A 15,494-nucleotide genomic window follows, 5' to 3' on the forward strand; every position below is an offset into this window, starting at 1 on the left:
CGCTATAAGCCTCCCCGGCAGACCAGCCGCACCAGCTCGGTCCCCATATGGGCGCCCAGAAAAGCGCAGATGATATAGAAAATCTGCTGGACCACCGGAGAGAGGTTGCCCTGGAGCATATTGAAGTCAATCACGCGCATCGGATCGATCGTGCCGCCGACAGCGGCCACGATCGCCCAAATTTTGAGCTTGTCCGCTGCGAGCATCATCTCGTTCGTTGGCGGCAGGAAGACGAGCACCGCGCCGATCCCGGCAAGCATGGCGCCCCCGATCACTACTCCGAATGCGATAAAAAAATCCAATGCCGCCTTGCTGAGAAAATATTGCATGTCCCAATCACCGCCTTTATTGCGCCGGATCTGCTTGTCCGGGGCTACTAGTTCATTTTATGGGCGGGGGTAGGGACAATATGATAAAATAGAAGAAATATAGGTGCGACATGAGAGGGTAACAGCTATGGGACGTGAAGACGGATTTGTGCACCTGCATGTGCACAGCGAATACAGCTTGCTGGACGGCGCGGCACGGATCCGCGATCTGACGGCAAGAGCTGCCGCGCTCGGCATGAAGGCACTGGCGCTGACCGATCATGGCGTCATGTATGGCGCGATCGGTTTTTATCAGGCATGCAGGGCGCAGGGGATCAAACCGATCATCGGCTGCGAGGTCTACCTGACGACGGGCTCTCGCTGGGAGAAGGGGGCACGCCAACAAAACCCGATCTACCATCTGATCTTACTCGCCAAGGATGAGAGAGGCTACCGCAATCTGATGAAGCTGGTCTCGATCGGTCATCTGGAGGGCTTCCACTATAAGCCCCGGATCGACCTGGAGGTGCTGGAGCGTCACGCCGAAGGGCTCGTCTGTCTGAGCTCCTGTCTTGCGGGAGAAGTGTCGCAGCTGCTGCTGCAGGAGAAGTACGGGGAAGCGAGAGCAGCTGCCGAGCGCTATCGGCGCATCTTCGGCGAGGACTTCTATCTTGAGCTTCAGGATCATAGTCTGCTGGAGCAGAAGAAGGTTAACCAAGGCATGATGAAGCTGGCCGAGGAGACCGGGATTCCGCTCGTCGCTACCAATGACGTGCATTACATCGAGGCGAAAGATGCGGAAGTCCAGGACGTGCTGATCTGTATCGGTACGGGCAAGAGTGTGGAGGATGAGGGTCGGCTGCGCATGACGAGCGATCAGAATTACCTCAAAAGCGCAGCCGAGATGGAGATGCTGTTCCGGTATGCTCCGGAGGCGATCGCCAATACTGAGCGGATCGCAGCCCAATGCAATCTGGAGCTCCAGCTTGGCAGGGCGCTGCTGCCTGCCTTCTCGCCGCTCCCTGAAGGGCAGGACTCGGACAGCTATCTTCGCCTGCTCTGCGAAGACGGACTGGAGTCCCGCTACGCGTCGGGAGAGCGGTGGAGCTCGGAGCCCGGCTTCCCTGATGAAGCGCGGGCAAGGCTGGACTACGAGCTGTCGGTCATCAGCAAGATGGGATTCAGCGATTATTTCCTGATCGTCTGGGACTTTATCCGCTATGCGCACCAGGAAGGGATCCGTACGGGACCCGGGCGGGGATCGTCAGCCGGCAGCCTCGTCGCCTATGTGCTGCGCATCACCGATGTCGATCCGCTGCGTTACAAGCTGTTGTTCGAGCGGTTCCTCAACCCCGAGCGGATTACGATGCCGGATATCGATATCGATTTCGACGATGAGCGGCGGGACGAGGTGATCGCTTATGTATCGGCGAAGTACGGCGATGAGCATGTGGCGCAGATCATCACCTTCGGCACGATGGCAGCCCGCGCAGCGGTGCGCGATGTCGGCCGGGCCCTCAATCTGCCGTATGCCGATGTCGACCGGGCGGCGAAGCTGATCCCGCAGCAGCCGGGCATTACGCTCACAGGCGCGATAGCACGGAGCCCTGAACTGCAGGATGCGAGCAAGCGCCCGGCTACCGAGCGGCTGCTGGCCATGGCCGCCAAGGTCGAAGGCATGCCGCGGCATGCCTCGACTCATGCTGCGGGTGTGGTGATCGCAGGCGAGCCGCTGACACATTATGTGCCGCTGCAGAAGGGCTCGGATACGACGCCGCTAACCCAATATGCCATGGAGCAGCTGGAGACGGTCGGTTTGCTGAAGATGGATTTCCTGGGCCTGCGGACGTTGTCCGTTATCGAGCGGACACTGGGATGGATTCGCGAGTTGTACGGCAAAGAGATCGACTTGAGCCGGATCAGGGACGATGATCCGCTGACCTACGAAGGGCTGGGCAAAGGCGAGACAACAGGGGTCTTCCAGCTGGAGTCCGAAGGCATGCGGCGGGTGCTGCGGGAGCTCAAGCCGAACGTGTTTGAGGATATTATCTCGGTTAATGCGCTGTACCGGCCGGGTCCGATGGAATTTATCCCGACCTACATCGCCGGCAAGCACGGCCGAAGTGAAGTCACCTACCCGCACCCCGATCTGGAGCCTATCCTATCGGACACGTACGGGATTATCGTCTATCAGGAGCAGATCATGCAGATCGCTTCCCGGATGGCCGGATTCTCGCTCGGCGAAGCAGACCTGCTGCGCCGAGCCGTGTCCAAAAAGAAACGCGAGGTGCTGGATGAGCAGCGAGCTCATTTTGTAAGCGGCAGCGCCGCGCAGGGCTACAGCGAGACGGATGCCAACCGTGTCTATGACATGATCGTCCGCTTCGCCGACTATGGCTTCCCGCGGGCTCACGCTGCCGCTTATGGTGTCCTTTCGTACCAGACGGCGTGGCTCAAAGCGCACTACCCGGTACCGTTCATGGCGGCGATGCTGGCTTCATTTACAGGCAATCAGCGCAAAACCGCAGAATATGTCGATGAATGCCGGCGTATGGGGATCGAGGTGCTGCCCCCGGACGTGCAAGAGAGCGGCGTATCGTTTACCCCTTCGGGTTCAGCGGTCCGGTTCGGCCTGGCAGCGATCAAAAACGTTGGCGCCCAGGCGATCCAGGCCTTGATGAAAGAGCGGGAAGAGCGTCCGTTCGCCAGCCTGCTCGATCTCTGCCAGCGGGTAGACCTGCGTATCGTGAGCAAGCGTGTGTTGGAGAGTATCATCCAGGCGGGTGCGGCGGATTCGCTGCCGGGCCACCGGGCGCAGCTGCTGGCGGCGCTTGATGAGACGGTGGAGGCGGCCGTCAAGTGGCGCAAGGAGCGCGAGGAGCTGCAGATCGAATTGTTCGGATTCGCAGAAGTGCAGAACTGGCGCGTCGAGCTGCCCGAGGTGCAGCCGTATACCCCGACGCAAATGCTGGAGTTCGAGCGCGAGCTGCTCGGACTCTACATCTCGGGGCACCCGCTCGATGAGCATGAGGGGAGTCTGGAGCCGCTTGGTCTGGACCGGGTAGTCGATCTGGCAGACCAGCCGGACGGCGCTCTCGCGGTCGTGGCGGGTATGATCGTCTCGGTGAAGCCTTTTACAACGAAGAAGGGGCAGCCGATGGCATTCCTGGAGCTGGAGGATCGTCTGCTGCGCGTCGAAGCGGTTGCCTTCCCGACCTTGTGGAAGCGGAGCGCTCAGCTGCTGAAGCCCGGCGCGTTGGTCATGGTGCTGGCTACCGTCCAGCAGGAGGAAGAAGACTTCAAGCTGATCTGCGAGGAGGCAGTCCCGCTGACAGGCGTGAATCTAGCGGGAGAAGCAAGCCGCCTGAGACGCCAGGCGCAGAGCAGAAGCGGTCGCTCCAGGAGCACTAGGCAAGGCAGCTCTGGTGCTGCTCCGGCAGCTCAGCATAGTCAGCCCAAACCGGCTCCTGCAGGCGCAGCTTCCCGCAGTTCTGCACAGCAGCGGCTCTACGTCAAGGTGGCGTCCGGCCGCAGCCAGCCGCAGCGCCTGGAGCAGCTGCAGACGCTGCTCAGCCGTCATGTCGGCCCGTTGCCTACGGTGTTGTTCTATGAGGAGGGTCAGCGCACCGTAGCGCTCAGCGAGCGTTACCGGGTGAGGCCGTCGCCGGAGCTGATCGCCGCCATCGAGCAGCTGCTAGGCGAGGGCTCGGCCGTCGTCAAGTAGCTTGCCTGCCAAAATTGTGGAACATCTACGCTTGTCCCTGCATACATTTAGGAGACATACAAGCTTGCGCCGGCTATTCGGCCGTGCTCGCGCCTTGCTTGTGACCGCGCAGGAGGGATGCAGATGTCTACAGGACTGGAGCAATGGCTGAAAAGGCGTGGCGTGGAGGTAAGACAGGTTGCCGATATCGTCTATACCCTGCAGCGTCCGTACAACAACCAGCTGACGCTGGAGGAATGTATGGAGAGCGTGAGGACTGTGCTAGGCAAGCGGGAAGTTCAGTATGTGATGTATACCGGGATGGCCCTGGATGAGCTGGCGGAGCAGGGTCTGCTGCCTGAGCCTCTACAGTCCATCATGGCTGCAGATGAATCGCTCTACGGAGTGGATGAAACGCTGGCTCTGGGCATCACCAATGTTTATGGCATGATCGGGTTGACAAGCTTTGGGTATTTGGATAAAGTCAAGCCCGGGATCATCCAGCAATTAAACGGAAAAAGCCAGGGCATTCATGTGTTTCTGGATGACCTGGTAGCCGGTCTGGCCGCCGCCGCCTCCGCCAGGATTGCCCATAAGGATCCTGCCGCCAACCAGTATATGCTCGCAGAGTGGCCAGCTGAACCACAGGACTAACCGATCGCTTTCTTGCGGTAAAAACCGTAGTTATGGTATCATTATTGCATTATGCGGCCTGAACCAGGGATTTAGGGGGTACCTTCATGTGGACGGTTATCTATATCGCGCCTACCGCCAAGATTGCGGAGAACATCACGAAGCGGCTGACCGAAGAAGGATTTATGATCCAGGCTCGGCCTGTCAGTCTCTCCAAACAGCAGTTCGAGATATTGGTGCCCTCCGGAGAGTTGGAAGAAGTGCAGGAAGCGCTCAACTCCATTCTCCATTCCTAGAAGATAGAACCCCCGGTTGTGAGGAGAATCGGCCATGTTCGGAAGCGCGTCCCTTAGGGGGCGGCCGGCCGGTTCTCGTCACAATACTTTTGCGCCTTGAGAGGTGTCCTCTTCATGTTTAAGGATTTATTCCATAAAAAAAAATACGCTACCATCCCTTCCAAGAATACGAAACGCGATATTCCGGAAGGTCTGATGAACAAATGTCCCAAGTGCGGGACGATCCAGTTCAGCAAGGAACTGGAGAAAAACCTCAAGGTTTGCCCTTCTTGCGGTCATCATTTCCGCCTGAGCGCGTGGGAGCGGATCCAGCTGATCATTGATGATGGCAAGCTGGAGGAGTTTGATGCCCGGATGGTCTCCGAGGATCCGCTCGGCTTTCCGGGATACGCCGACAAGCTGGAGCAGCAGAAAAAAAACTCCGGTCTGCTTGACGGCGTCGTCACCGGACAAGGCGCGATTGGCGGCTTCCCCGTTGTGATCGCCGTCATGAGCTTTGATTTTTTCTCCGGCAGCATGGGATCGGTCGTCGGCGAGAAGATCACTCGCGCCATCGAAACGGCGATGGAGAGGGAGCTGCCGCTGCTGATCTTTTCCACTTCCGGAGGCGCTCGCATGCAGGAGAGTATCCTCTCTCTGATGCAGATGGCCAAGACAAGCGCCGCCCTTGCCAAGTTCCAGTCAGCTGGCGGATTGTATATCTCCGTGCTGACGGATCCGACGATGGGAGGCGTGTCGGCCAGCTTCGCAATGCTTGGCGATTACAATTTGGCCGAGCCGGCCGCCCTGGTTGGCTTTGCGGGACGTATCGTCATCGAGCAGACGATCCGCCAGAAGCTGCCCGACAATTTTCAAACGGCCGAGTTCAATATGCAGCACGGCCAGATCGACAAGGTCGTACATCGCAAGGACCTGAAGCAGATGCTGACCAAGCTGCTTGATATGCACACGGTAAGGGAGGATGCTGTCCATGGCGGGTGAACTTCAATTCGAGAAGCCGCTTCACGAGCTTCGCAAGAAGATCGACGAGCTTAAGCGCTTCGGCGAGGAGCGGGGCATAGATTTCGGTGACGAGATCGCCAGGCTGGAGCACCGTTACAAGTCGCTGGAAGACGAGCTGTATGAGGAGCTGTCGCCAGCGCAGAAGATGCATCTTGCGCGGCATCAGCAGCGACCGACCTCACTGGATCTGATCCAGCACATGTTTACCGACTTTATCGAGCTGCATGGTGACCGTCTGTTCGCAGACGATCTGGCGATCGTGGGCGGACTCGCCAAGCTGAACGGCGTCCCCGTCACGGTGATCGGCCATCAGCGGGGCAAGGACACCAAAGATAATATCGCCCGTTTTTTCGGCAGTCCGCATCCCGAGGGCTTCCGCAAAGCGCTGCGGCTGATGCAGCAGGCCAACAAGTTTAATCGGCCGATTATCACATTGATCGACACCAAGGGCGCTTACCCCGGCAACACGGCCGAGGAACGCGGCCAATCGGAAGCAATTGCCCGCAATCTGCGGGAAATGGCGATCTTCGGCGTCCCGATCATCTGCGCTGTCATTGGTGAAGGCGGCAGCGGCGGCGCCCTTGCGCTCGGAGTCGGCAACCGCGTGTTGATGCTGGAGAATGCGATCTACTCGGTCATCTCGCCTAATGGCGCGGCATCGATTCTTTGGAAGGATGCGTCCAAAGCGGATCAGGCTGCGGAAGCGATGAAGATTACAGCCAAGGATCTTCTGGAGTTCGGTATTATCGAGGAGATCGTCCCAGAGCCGCAGGGCGGCGCTCATCGGGACACGGCGGCTCAGGCCGAGTCGCTCAAGGATGCGCTCTGGCGTCATCTGCAGCAACTGACGGCGATGTCACCGGAAGAGTTGGTAAGCGACCGTTATGAGAAGTTCCGTCGGATCGGTACGTTTTCGACCCTGGAGGAGCCGGGCGAAGAGACGGTCGATCAGGCGCCACAATCGGTCAATGGTTAATTTTTTGTGAATGACCCTGTACAAGCCGCCTCGAATCGTGTAATTTTAGGAAGAACATGTCTGTCATACAAGCGAAACAAGACTTGACCGAGTATGGCCAAGTCGTTTACGCATGAGAGCAAAAACGGAGGAAACGAACTAATGCGCAAAACAAAAATTGTCTGCACCATCGGGCCGGCGAGCGAATCGCTGGAGAACACCAAAAAACTGATTCTCGCCGGCATGAACGTCGCTCGCCTCAACTTCTCCCACGGCGATTTTGAAGAGCATGGCAACCGGATCAAGAATATCCGCACCGCCTGTGAAGAGCTTGGCCGCACGGTAGCGATCCTGCTCGATACGAAAGGCCCCGAGATTCGTCTGGGCAAGCTGAAGGAAGAGCCGATCGACCTGAACCAGGGCGATGCGATTGTCCTGACGACCGAAGAAATCCTGGGCGACCGGACCCGCATCCCGGTTACTTACAGCAATCTCCCCAACGATGTACAGGTAGGGTCGACCATCCTGATCGATGACGGTCTGATCGGTCTGACGGTTGAAGAGGTTGAAGGCACCGAGATCAAATGCCGGATCGTCAACAGCGGCCAGATCAAGAGCAAGAAGGGCGTTAACGCCCCAGGCGTCGATATCTCCTTGCCTGGCATTACGGAGAAGGACGCAGGCGATATCGTATTCGGCATCGAGCAAGGCATCGATTTTATCGCGGCTTCCTTTGTGCGTAGAGCGAGCGACGTCCTGGAAATCCGCGAATTGCTGGAGAAGCACAACGCCTCCCATATTCAGATCATCTCCAAAATTGAAAACCAGCAGGGCGTCGACAATCTGGATGCGATCCTGGAAGTATCCGACGGGCTGATGGTAGCCCGCGGCGACCTTGGCGTGGAGATTCCTGCCGAAGAGGTGCCGCTGGTCCAGAAGATGATGATCCGCAAGTCCAACCTGGCTGGCAAACCGGTTATTACAGCTACGCAAATGCTGGATTCGATGCAGCGCAATCCTCGTCCTACCCGTGCCGAAGCAAGCGACGTGGCCAACGCCATCTTCGACGGCACCGACGCGATCATGCTCTCCGGCGAGACGGCGGCGGGCAAGTATCCGGTAGAGTCCGTACTGACGATGTCGCGCATCGCAGAGCGTATCGAGTCTGCCCTGAATTACCGCGAGATCTTCAATAAGCAGGCTACGGCTCAGCGTTCGAATGTGACGGAGGCGATCAGCCAATCCGTAACCAACTCGTCGCTGGATCTCGATGTCAAAGCGATCGTCACTTCGACCGAGAGCGGCTATACGGCCCGGATGATCTCCAAGTACCGGCCCAAGGCACCGATCATCGCGGTCACCCCGGTCGATCAGGTGATGCGACGTCTAGCCCTCACATGGGGCGTAATCCCGGCCAAGGGTGTCGCTGCGGAGACGACGGATCAGATGTTCGATATCGCGGTTAACGGCGCGATGGAGACCGGCCTGGTCAAGCTGGGCGATACGGTTATCATCACTGCCGGCGTACCGGTCGGCCGCTCCGGAACGACGAACCTGATCAAAGTGCATCATGTCGGCGATCTGATCGCCAAAGGGCAAGGCATCGGCAGCCAAAGCGCCACCGGCAAGGTCGTCATCGCCCGCAACGCGGAAGAGGCCAATGCCAAGACGGTACGCGGTTCGATCCTGGTGACTACCCAGACCAACAAAGATTATATGCCGGCATTGGAGAAAGCCGCGGCGGTCATTACGACGCAAGGCGGCATTACCAGCCATGCGGCAGTGGTCTGCCTGAACATCGGTATTCCGGTTGTTCTCGGCATTGCCGAAGCATTCAACCTGATGCATGACGGGATGGAAGTAACGATTTATGGTGAGGTAGGTGTCATCTACACCGGACAAGCCAACGTCCTATAGAGAGGTAGGTCAAAAAATCCGCTTTTGATCACGAAGGTGATTCAGAGATGTGGATTCGGCATCGAATCTTGAATGCAGTCGGAACTAAGCTTATGCTTTCGGAGTGAGTTTCCTTCGGAAACTTTTAGGTGCTCACGTAGCTTTGGCTACGCTCCGCTCCTCAGTTTCAACTGCCTTCAACCTTCTCGGTGCTGAAAACCGAATTTTTTGACCCTGATTGTAGTTTAATTCAAAAAACAAGATACAACTTCTCAAGAGCGATGGCCCTGCGGCCGTCGCTCTTGCTTTTGGTTGGGCTGGCATGTCAAACTAGAGGTAGTTATGTTTTGTTGGAAAAGTGCCGAGGGGTGCGGAATCGATTCTGTAGAAGCGTAGCGTTCGCCTGAAAGCTTTTCGCAGAAAAGCTAGCTTCGGAAGCATACGCTCTCCCCGGATTTCTCCCTTTAAGTGGATCATCCAAAAAATCTGGGGACAACAGCGATCGGAAGAACGATCCGTAACCTTGAGGTCTTAATTTTCAACAGCCTGAACTGGCTAATTCATGAAACGTATACAGGAGGTTAGGATGGCATCGCCCTGGCATTTGCACCCGCTGCGCGTCCGTTATCAAGAAACGGATCAGATGGCAGTGGTGTATCATATCAACTATTTGAACTGGTTTGAGATCGGGCGGACCGAATGGATCCGGCACGCCGGCTACCGGTATGCAGACATTGAGCAAGCAGGATTGCTGCTGCCGCTGATCGATCTGGATACCAGCTTCATGCTGCCGGCGCGTTATGATGAACAACTGCTCATCGCAACACGTGTCGCCAGCTTCTCGCCGCTCCGTCTGACCTTTGACTCGCAGATTCGCCGGGTCCCGGGCTGGGAGGGAATGCCTCAGAGCACAACGTCCGCTGACGAGCTGCCCGGTGAACTGCTGGTCAAGGGCTCGACCCGTCATGTGTGGGTGAACCGGGAATGGCGGCCGACCCGATTGGATCGCCAACTGCCCGATGTCTATAACAAGCTCAAGCTGTTATGCGAAGGAGGCGATTAGATGAGAAGATGGTTGCTTTTGCTGTTAGTCCTCATTCCCGCGCTTGAGCTCTGGATCATCACTTTAGTTGGCTCATGGATCGGCGGCTGGACGACGTTTCTTTTGATCGCCGCCACGGCTATAACCGGTCTGTTGTTGATTCAGCTGGAGGGACGCAAGGTTTGGCAGGAGGCGCAGATGCAGATGCAGGCAGGACAGATACCGGGATTATCGCTGCTAGACGGCTTATGCATCCTGGGCGGCGGCATTTTGTTGATTATACCTGGTTTCCTAAGCGATCTGGTCGGGTTATCGCTATTATTTCCGATCACCCGCCCGTTTTTCCGGCAGCGCATGCTGAGATGGCTCGAGCGGCGGATGCGCAGCGGCGGCGGGGGCGGATTTATGATCCGCAGGTGGTAACTGTCAACGGCAAACTGATTTACCCTGGATTTACATTGCCTTAATATGATTAAAACAAAAGAAGAGGATAATAGGATGGTATTGATATGTTTTCGGGGCCCCCCGCAAAGGATCAGAGTACGCTTCGAAGGATAGCTCCACTGCTGGTGAAGCTAAGCCTCTCGAAGCAGGGGCAAACCAGGGAGGCGTGAGACATGAACAGGCAGCAGATTTCCCATTATGTGAATCGTGATTTGAGCTGGATTGAATTCAATCGGCGCGTGCTGGAGGAGGCGCAGGACCAAACCACACCTTTGCTGGAGAGGGCCAAGTTCCTGGCCATCGTGACAAGCAACTTGGATGAATTTATGAGTGTTCGAGTGGCCGGTATCCAGGATCAGTTGAAAGCGGGGTATAACAAAACAGACTTTACCGGCTATACGCCATCCGGCCTTTGGAAACGGCTGTTCAAACGGACGACCCAGATGCTTACAGAACAATATCGGACCTATCGCGAAGTGATGCGCGGGCTGGCGCGGGAAGGGATAGCATTCAAGGAGCTGCATGAGCTGAGCGCAACCCAGCAGGCAGCGATGGAGCTCCATTTTCGGGAAATCGTCTTCCCGGTGCTGACGCCGATGGCGGTGGATCAGAGCCGGCCGTTCCCGCTTGTACATACGAAAGAGCTGTACCTGGCCGTACTTTTGACAAATGAGGATCAGGAGCCGGAGGAAGAACCGCTGTTTGCCATCGTGCAGGTGCCTTCCATCCTATCGCGTTATGTCCAGGTTCCTGGCCGGGGCAACAGCAAGAAAATGGAATTCGTCCTGCTCGAGAAACTGATCGAGAAATATATGGACACGTTGTTTAACGGTTATGTGGCCAAGGCGGTGCATCCGTTCCGGCTGACCCGAAACGCGGACCTGACCCTGGATGAAGAAGGGGCGGAGGATCTGCTCGAGGAAATCGAGAAGGAACTGCGCCGGCGCCGCTGGGGGATGCCGGTGCGTCTGGAGATCGACAAAGGAATGCACCCGTACGCCCTGCAATTGCTGCAGGAAGAGCTGGAAACGGGAGACAATGTCATCGAGATCGACGGACCGCTCGACCTCAGCTTCCTGATGAAATTCAGCAGTGCTCTCCCTGGGCGGGACAATCTCCGATACCCCAAGATCGAGCCTGTCTATCCGGTGGAGCTGGATGAGGTGGAGGATATGTTCGAAGTGCTGCGGCAGCGGGATGTCCTTATGTACCATCCGTACGAATCGTTTGAGCCGGTCAATGACTTCGTCAGGCAAGCGGCCGAGGATCCGGATGTACTGGCCATCAAGATGACCTTGTACCGCGTGAGCGGCCGGTCAGAGCTCGTACAGGCGCTCGCTTCGGCGGCGGAGGCGGGCAAACAGGTAACGGTTGTGGTAGAGCTTAAGGCTCGTTTTGATGAGGAGCGCAACATCGCCTGGGCACGACAGCTGGAGAAGGCCGGCTGTCACGTCGTATACGGGTTAGTCGGCTTGAAGACGCACGCTAAGATCCTGCTTGTGGTGCGAAGGGAGCAGGGAGCTCTGCGCCGCTATGTCCACGTCGGGACGGGCAATTATAATGACAGTACTGCCAGGCTCTACACCGATGTCGGACTGTTCACCTCTCATCCCATCATCGGCGTGGATGCATCGGCGTTGTTCAATGAAGTGACCGGATACTCCGCTCCCCACGAATGGAAGGCGTTTGCGGTCGCGCCTACCGATCTGAAGGATCAGTTGTTCGAGCTGATCGACCGGGAGATCGCCCACGCGCAGGCAGGGCGATCCGCCGGCATCATCGCTAAGATGAATTCTTTGTCCAATCAGGACATGATCGACAAGCTGTATGAGGCATCACAGGCGGGTGTGCGAATTGAGTTGATCATCCGTGGCGTCTGTTGTCTGCGGCCGGGCGTAGCGGGCATCAGCGAGCACATCCGGGTGATCAGCATCGTCGACCGCTTCCTGGAGCACTCACGGATCGTGTATTTCAAAAATGGCGGCGAAGAAGAAGTGTACCTCTCCAGCGCCGACTGGATGACGCGCAATCTGACGCGGCGGATCGAGCTGATGTGCCCGGTCTTCGATCCGGTGCTCAGGCAGGACTTGGTGCGGATGCTGCAGTTCAATCTGGATGACAATGTCAAAGCCAGAGAGCTGTTGCCGAGCGGTCTCTATGAGCAGGTGAGCAATAAGCTGCCGCCGTTCCGCAGCCAATTCGAATCAGGACGGATCGACAGCTGGAAATACTTGCAATGACAGGCGCTTCTGGTTAGCGCTGCAGAACGGGAGTCAGCTGCCAGATTTTTTTGAAATCGTCTGCGAGCGCATCGATTTCCCGCCGCTCCACTTCCAGAGAAGTGCTCGCTTCCAGCGGCCGCAGGGTCAGCAATGGCGGGGTCAGATCGATCTGAAGCCGCCCGATCGTCTGCGCTTCGCTCCGGTCGAGGGCGACTGCGAGCTGGAGCAGGGTGCCCAGACGGCAGATGTGCTCCAGGTCGTCCGCTTCCAGAATGTTCTGGTAAGGCTGTATGGCCTGCTTGGCTTTGCCTTTATTTTTATAGGAGGCAATGGCGGCAGTCAGCACGATCTCACGATGGCTAAGACCGTTGAGATGGCTGTTCATGATCAGGTAAAACGAATGCTGGGCATACTTGTAATAGTCTATGCTCGCACCGATCCTGAACAAGCGGGAGGCTGCTTCCATCCAGCGGCGGGCGCGCGCAGGGAAAGCGTAGGCGCGGCTGCCGTTCTCGAAGAGCTCCATGGCCATCTTGTGCACTTGTCTGACATGAACAGCAGGCGCCTCCGGGTGGAGGGCTCCCAGATTGTCGATGCTGTAGGCCAGTACGTCCTTCACCATATCCTGACTGCTCAAACCCGAATGCAAGAACAGTCCGTCCCGCAGACCGGCGCCGCAGATCAGATATCCGCTGCAGCCGCTAATTGCGAGGATGGTTTGCAGTGCCGCCAGGCCGGGAACGATTAGATCCACCCGGTCCTTGGAAAGGCCCGGGAACTTCTTGCGTTTGTCCAGCGGCAGTTGCCGAAGGGTTGTTAATAAGCCTTCTCCTTCTGCAGCAGCGATAGGGTAGTTATGTGTCTGGGTGAATGGGTAATCTGTGCTTGCCTGATGGATTTTGCCGAAGGCTCTCGCCGTTCCGCCGATACCGACTACCGGCAGCCCGGCCGCTTCGGCAATCCAGCGCTCGCCGCGGACCAGCTCCGCGACATGGCTTTGCAGCTCGGCCAGCGCCTTGTCGTTCATCATGCCGTTCTCCATGAAACGGCGGTTCAGGTTGACGCAGCCGAACGGGAAGGAGACGCTGTGCAGCCGCACGCGGTCGCGGAAGAGCGTGATCTCCGTGCTGCCTCCGCCGATGTCGACCAGCAACCCGTCCCTTACATCGAGGGTGCTCAACATGCCCAGAAAACCATACTCGGCTTCCTGCTCGCCAGAGAGGATCTCGATCGGCAGCCCCGTCTTTTCCCGCAGTAAGGTCAGCACCTCTTCGCGATTGGTACTGTTGCGGATAGCTGCGGTAGCGACCGCCCGGATCGAGCTGACGCGCTGGTGGGAGCAGATCAGCTTGAAATGGTTGAGGGTGCCGATCAATTGCTGTATTGTCGCTTCCGGCAGCCTGCCGTCGCGATCGATTTTTTCGCTCAGCCTGGCCGGGCGTTTGGTGCCGTCGATGACGCGGTTGGCTCCGGTTGCCGTCTGCTCATAGATGACCAGACGAATGGAGTTGGAGCCGATATCGATGATGCCGTTGCGTATTTGAGTCATCCGTTGCCTCCGAATATAAGCGGGTTATTGGAACAGTCTCTGTATCACATTCGAGCTTGTTCTACGTCATTTTACCACTGACGCGCATGAGAAGAAAGCAGCGGCGGACTTGCCTGCCATATCATAAGGCGAAAGTTAGCGTCAATGAAATATTTTATGGCGCCGATAAATCTTTTTTATTCGGGTTTTGGTTCACATCCCTGTCGAAATCCTTTATGATGATAAAGACGATAAGAAATCGAAGTTGAATAATGGGATTTCTATGGCGAATTTCGATGTTAAAGGAGAGAGAAATATGACAGCAACCAAAGGTCTGGAAGGGATTGTAGCCACAACCTCCTCCATCAGCTCTATAATTGATGGCGTATTAACGTATCGCGGTATTGATATCGACGAACTTGCTGAACACGCGTCCTTTGAAGAGGTTGCCTATCTGCTCTGGTACGGCAAGCTCCCGAACAAATCCGAGCTGGAAGAGCTGAGCAAGGAACTCGATACGCATGCAAGCGTTCCCGCCGAGGTTATCGAAGCAATCCGCCTGTATCCGAAGGATACCAACACGATGGCTGCCCTTCGCACAGCTGTCTCCAGCCTGTCGCTGTATGACGCTTCTGCCGGGGACATGTCTCCAGAGGCTAACCTGAAGAAGGCGATCAAGCTGCAAGCCCAGCTGCCTACGGTTATTGCTGCATTCTCCCGCATCCGTGAAGGCAAGGAGCCGATCGCTCCGAAGTCCGGCGTCTCCCTCGCCCATAACTTCCTGTATATGCTAAACGGTGAGGACCCTGATGAGGTAGCGGTCAAGGCGCTTGACCAGGCTTTGGTGCTGCATGCCGATCATGAGCTCAATGCTTCGACGTTCGCCGCCCGGGTCACTGTGGCGACGCTCTCCGATATCTACTCCGGCGTTACTTCTGCGATCGGCGCCCTCAAAGGACCGTTGCACGGCGGAGCCAATGAAGCTGTCATGGTCATGCTCGAAGAGATCGGTTCGCTGGACAGAGTCGAATCCGTCATCCAGGAGAAGCTGGCCAACAAGGAGAAGATTATGGGCTTCGGTCACCGTGTATACAAAAACGGCGACCCGCGCGCCAAGCATCTGCAGAAGATGTCCCAGGAGCTGGGCAAGCTGACCGGCAATATGGAACTGTACGAGATGTCTGTTAAGATCGAGGAGATCGTCACCGGCCAGAAAGGGCTTAAGCCCAATGTCGATTTCTACTCGGCATCCGTGTACACGACATTGAAGATCGCCCGCGATCTGTTTACGCCGATCTTTGCGATCAGCCGGCTCTCCGGATGGACAGCACATATCCTCGAGCAGTATGAGAACAACCGCTTGATCCGTCCGCGGGCTGAGTATACTGGTCCGTCCAGCGCGCGTTACACACCAATCAGCGAACGTCAATAACGATCTAACCCAAACCAAACAAGAAGATGGAGG

General features: G+C 56.9%; 12 protein-coding genes. 10 read left to right on the forward strand and 2 right to left on the reverse strand.

Translation table 11 applies throughout. The features are described 5' to 3' along the window. Window positions 1-2 precede the first annotated feature (2 nt). Entirely contained in the window at window positions 3-329 is a 327-nt protein-coding gene (locus ABC336_RS26115; RefSeq protein ID WP_413241444.1) for a YtrH family sporulation protein, read from the reverse strand. A gap of 127 nt (window positions 330-456) precedes the next feature. On the opposite strand from ABC336_RS26115, the gene ABC336_RS26120 reads away from it, so the two are divergent. The 9 genes from ABC336_RS26120 (at window position 457) to ppk1 (ending at window position 12,519) form a co-directional block, all read left to right on the forward strand. Then, the gene (locus tag ABC336_RS26120) at window positions 457-4,032 is read left to right on the forward strand and encodes a DNA polymerase III subunit alpha (RefSeq protein WP_413241445.1); all 3,576 of its coding nucleotides are present in this window, start codon (window positions 457-459) and stop codon (window positions 4,030-4,032) included. A gap of 123 nt (window positions 4,033-4,155) precedes the next feature. After that, on the forward strand, window positions 4,156-4,665 hold the full coding sequence (locus ABC336_RS26125) for a phosphatidylglycerophosphatase A family protein (RefSeq protein ID WP_413241446.1): 510 nt from the start codon (window positions 4,156-4,158) through the stop codon (window positions 4,663-4,665). Between the two features lie 86 nt (window positions 4,666-4,751). After that, window positions 4,752-4,940, forward strand: coding sequence for a glutamate decarboxylase (locus ABC336_RS26130; RefSeq protein ID WP_413241447.1), 189 nt, complete (start codon window positions 4,752-4,754; stop codon window positions 4,938-4,940). A 114-nt stretch (window positions 4,941-5,054) separates the two neighbouring features. Next, entirely contained in the window at window positions 5,055-5,921 is an 867-nt protein-coding gene (gene accD / locus ABC336_RS26135) for an acetyl-CoA carboxylase, carboxyltransferase subunit beta (RefSeq protein WP_413241448.1), read from the forward strand. Beyond that, entirely contained in the window at window positions 5,911-6,918 is a 1,008-nt protein-coding gene (locus tag ABC336_RS26140) for an acetyl-CoA carboxylase carboxyltransferase subunit alpha (RefSeq protein WP_413241449.1), read from the forward strand. The genes accD and ABC336_RS26140 overlap by 11 nt, the downstream gene beginning before the upstream one ends. Window positions 6,919-7,059: 141 nt before the next feature. Then, on the forward strand, window positions 7,060-8,814 hold the full coding sequence (pyk, locus tag ABC336_RS26145) for a pyruvate kinase (RefSeq protein WP_413241450.1): 1,755 nt from the start codon (window positions 7,060-7,062) through the stop codon (window positions 8,812-8,814). 565 nt (window positions 8,815-9,379) lie between these two features. After that, complete coding sequence (locus ABC336_RS26150; RefSeq protein ID WP_413241451.1) at window positions 9,380-9,856, forward strand: acyl-CoA thioesterase; 477 nt, start codon at window positions 9,380-9,382, stop codon at window positions 9,854-9,856. Further along, complete coding sequence (locus ABC336_RS26155) at window positions 9,857-10,258, forward strand: FxsA family protein (RefSeq protein WP_413241452.1); 402 nt, start codon at window positions 9,857-9,859, stop codon at window positions 10,256-10,258. Window positions 10,259-10,452: 194 nt separating this feature from the next. Next, the gene (gene ppk1 / locus ABC336_RS26160; protein ID WP_413241453.1) at window positions 10,453-12,519 is read left to right on the forward strand and encodes a polyphosphate kinase 1; all 2,067 of its coding nucleotides are present in this window, start codon (window positions 10,453-10,455) and stop codon (window positions 12,517-12,519) included. Window positions 12,520-12,532: 13 nt separating this feature from the next. Here ppk1 and ABC336_RS26165 read toward each other — a convergent pair whose 3' ends face one another. After that, window positions 12,533-14,050: a Ppx/GppA phosphatase family protein gene (locus tag ABC336_RS26165; RefSeq protein WP_413241454.1), complete on the reverse strand. Its 1,518-nt coding sequence runs from the start codon at window positions 14,048-14,050 to the stop codon at window positions 12,533-12,535. Between the two features lie 295 nt (window positions 14,051-14,345). On the opposite strand from ABC336_RS26165, the gene citZ reads away from it, so the two are divergent. Continuing rightward, entirely contained in the window at window positions 14,346-15,461 is a 1,116-nt protein-coding gene (citZ, locus tag ABC336_RS26170) for a citrate synthase (protein ID WP_413241455.1), read from the forward strand. Window positions 15,462-15,494 lie beyond the last annotated feature (33 nt).

Source organism: Paenibacillus jepli (assembly GCF_047238105.1).
In the GTDB taxonomy this organism is placed as follows: domain Bacteria; phylum Bacillota; class Bacilli; order Paenibacillales; family Paenibacillaceae; genus Paenibacillus_D.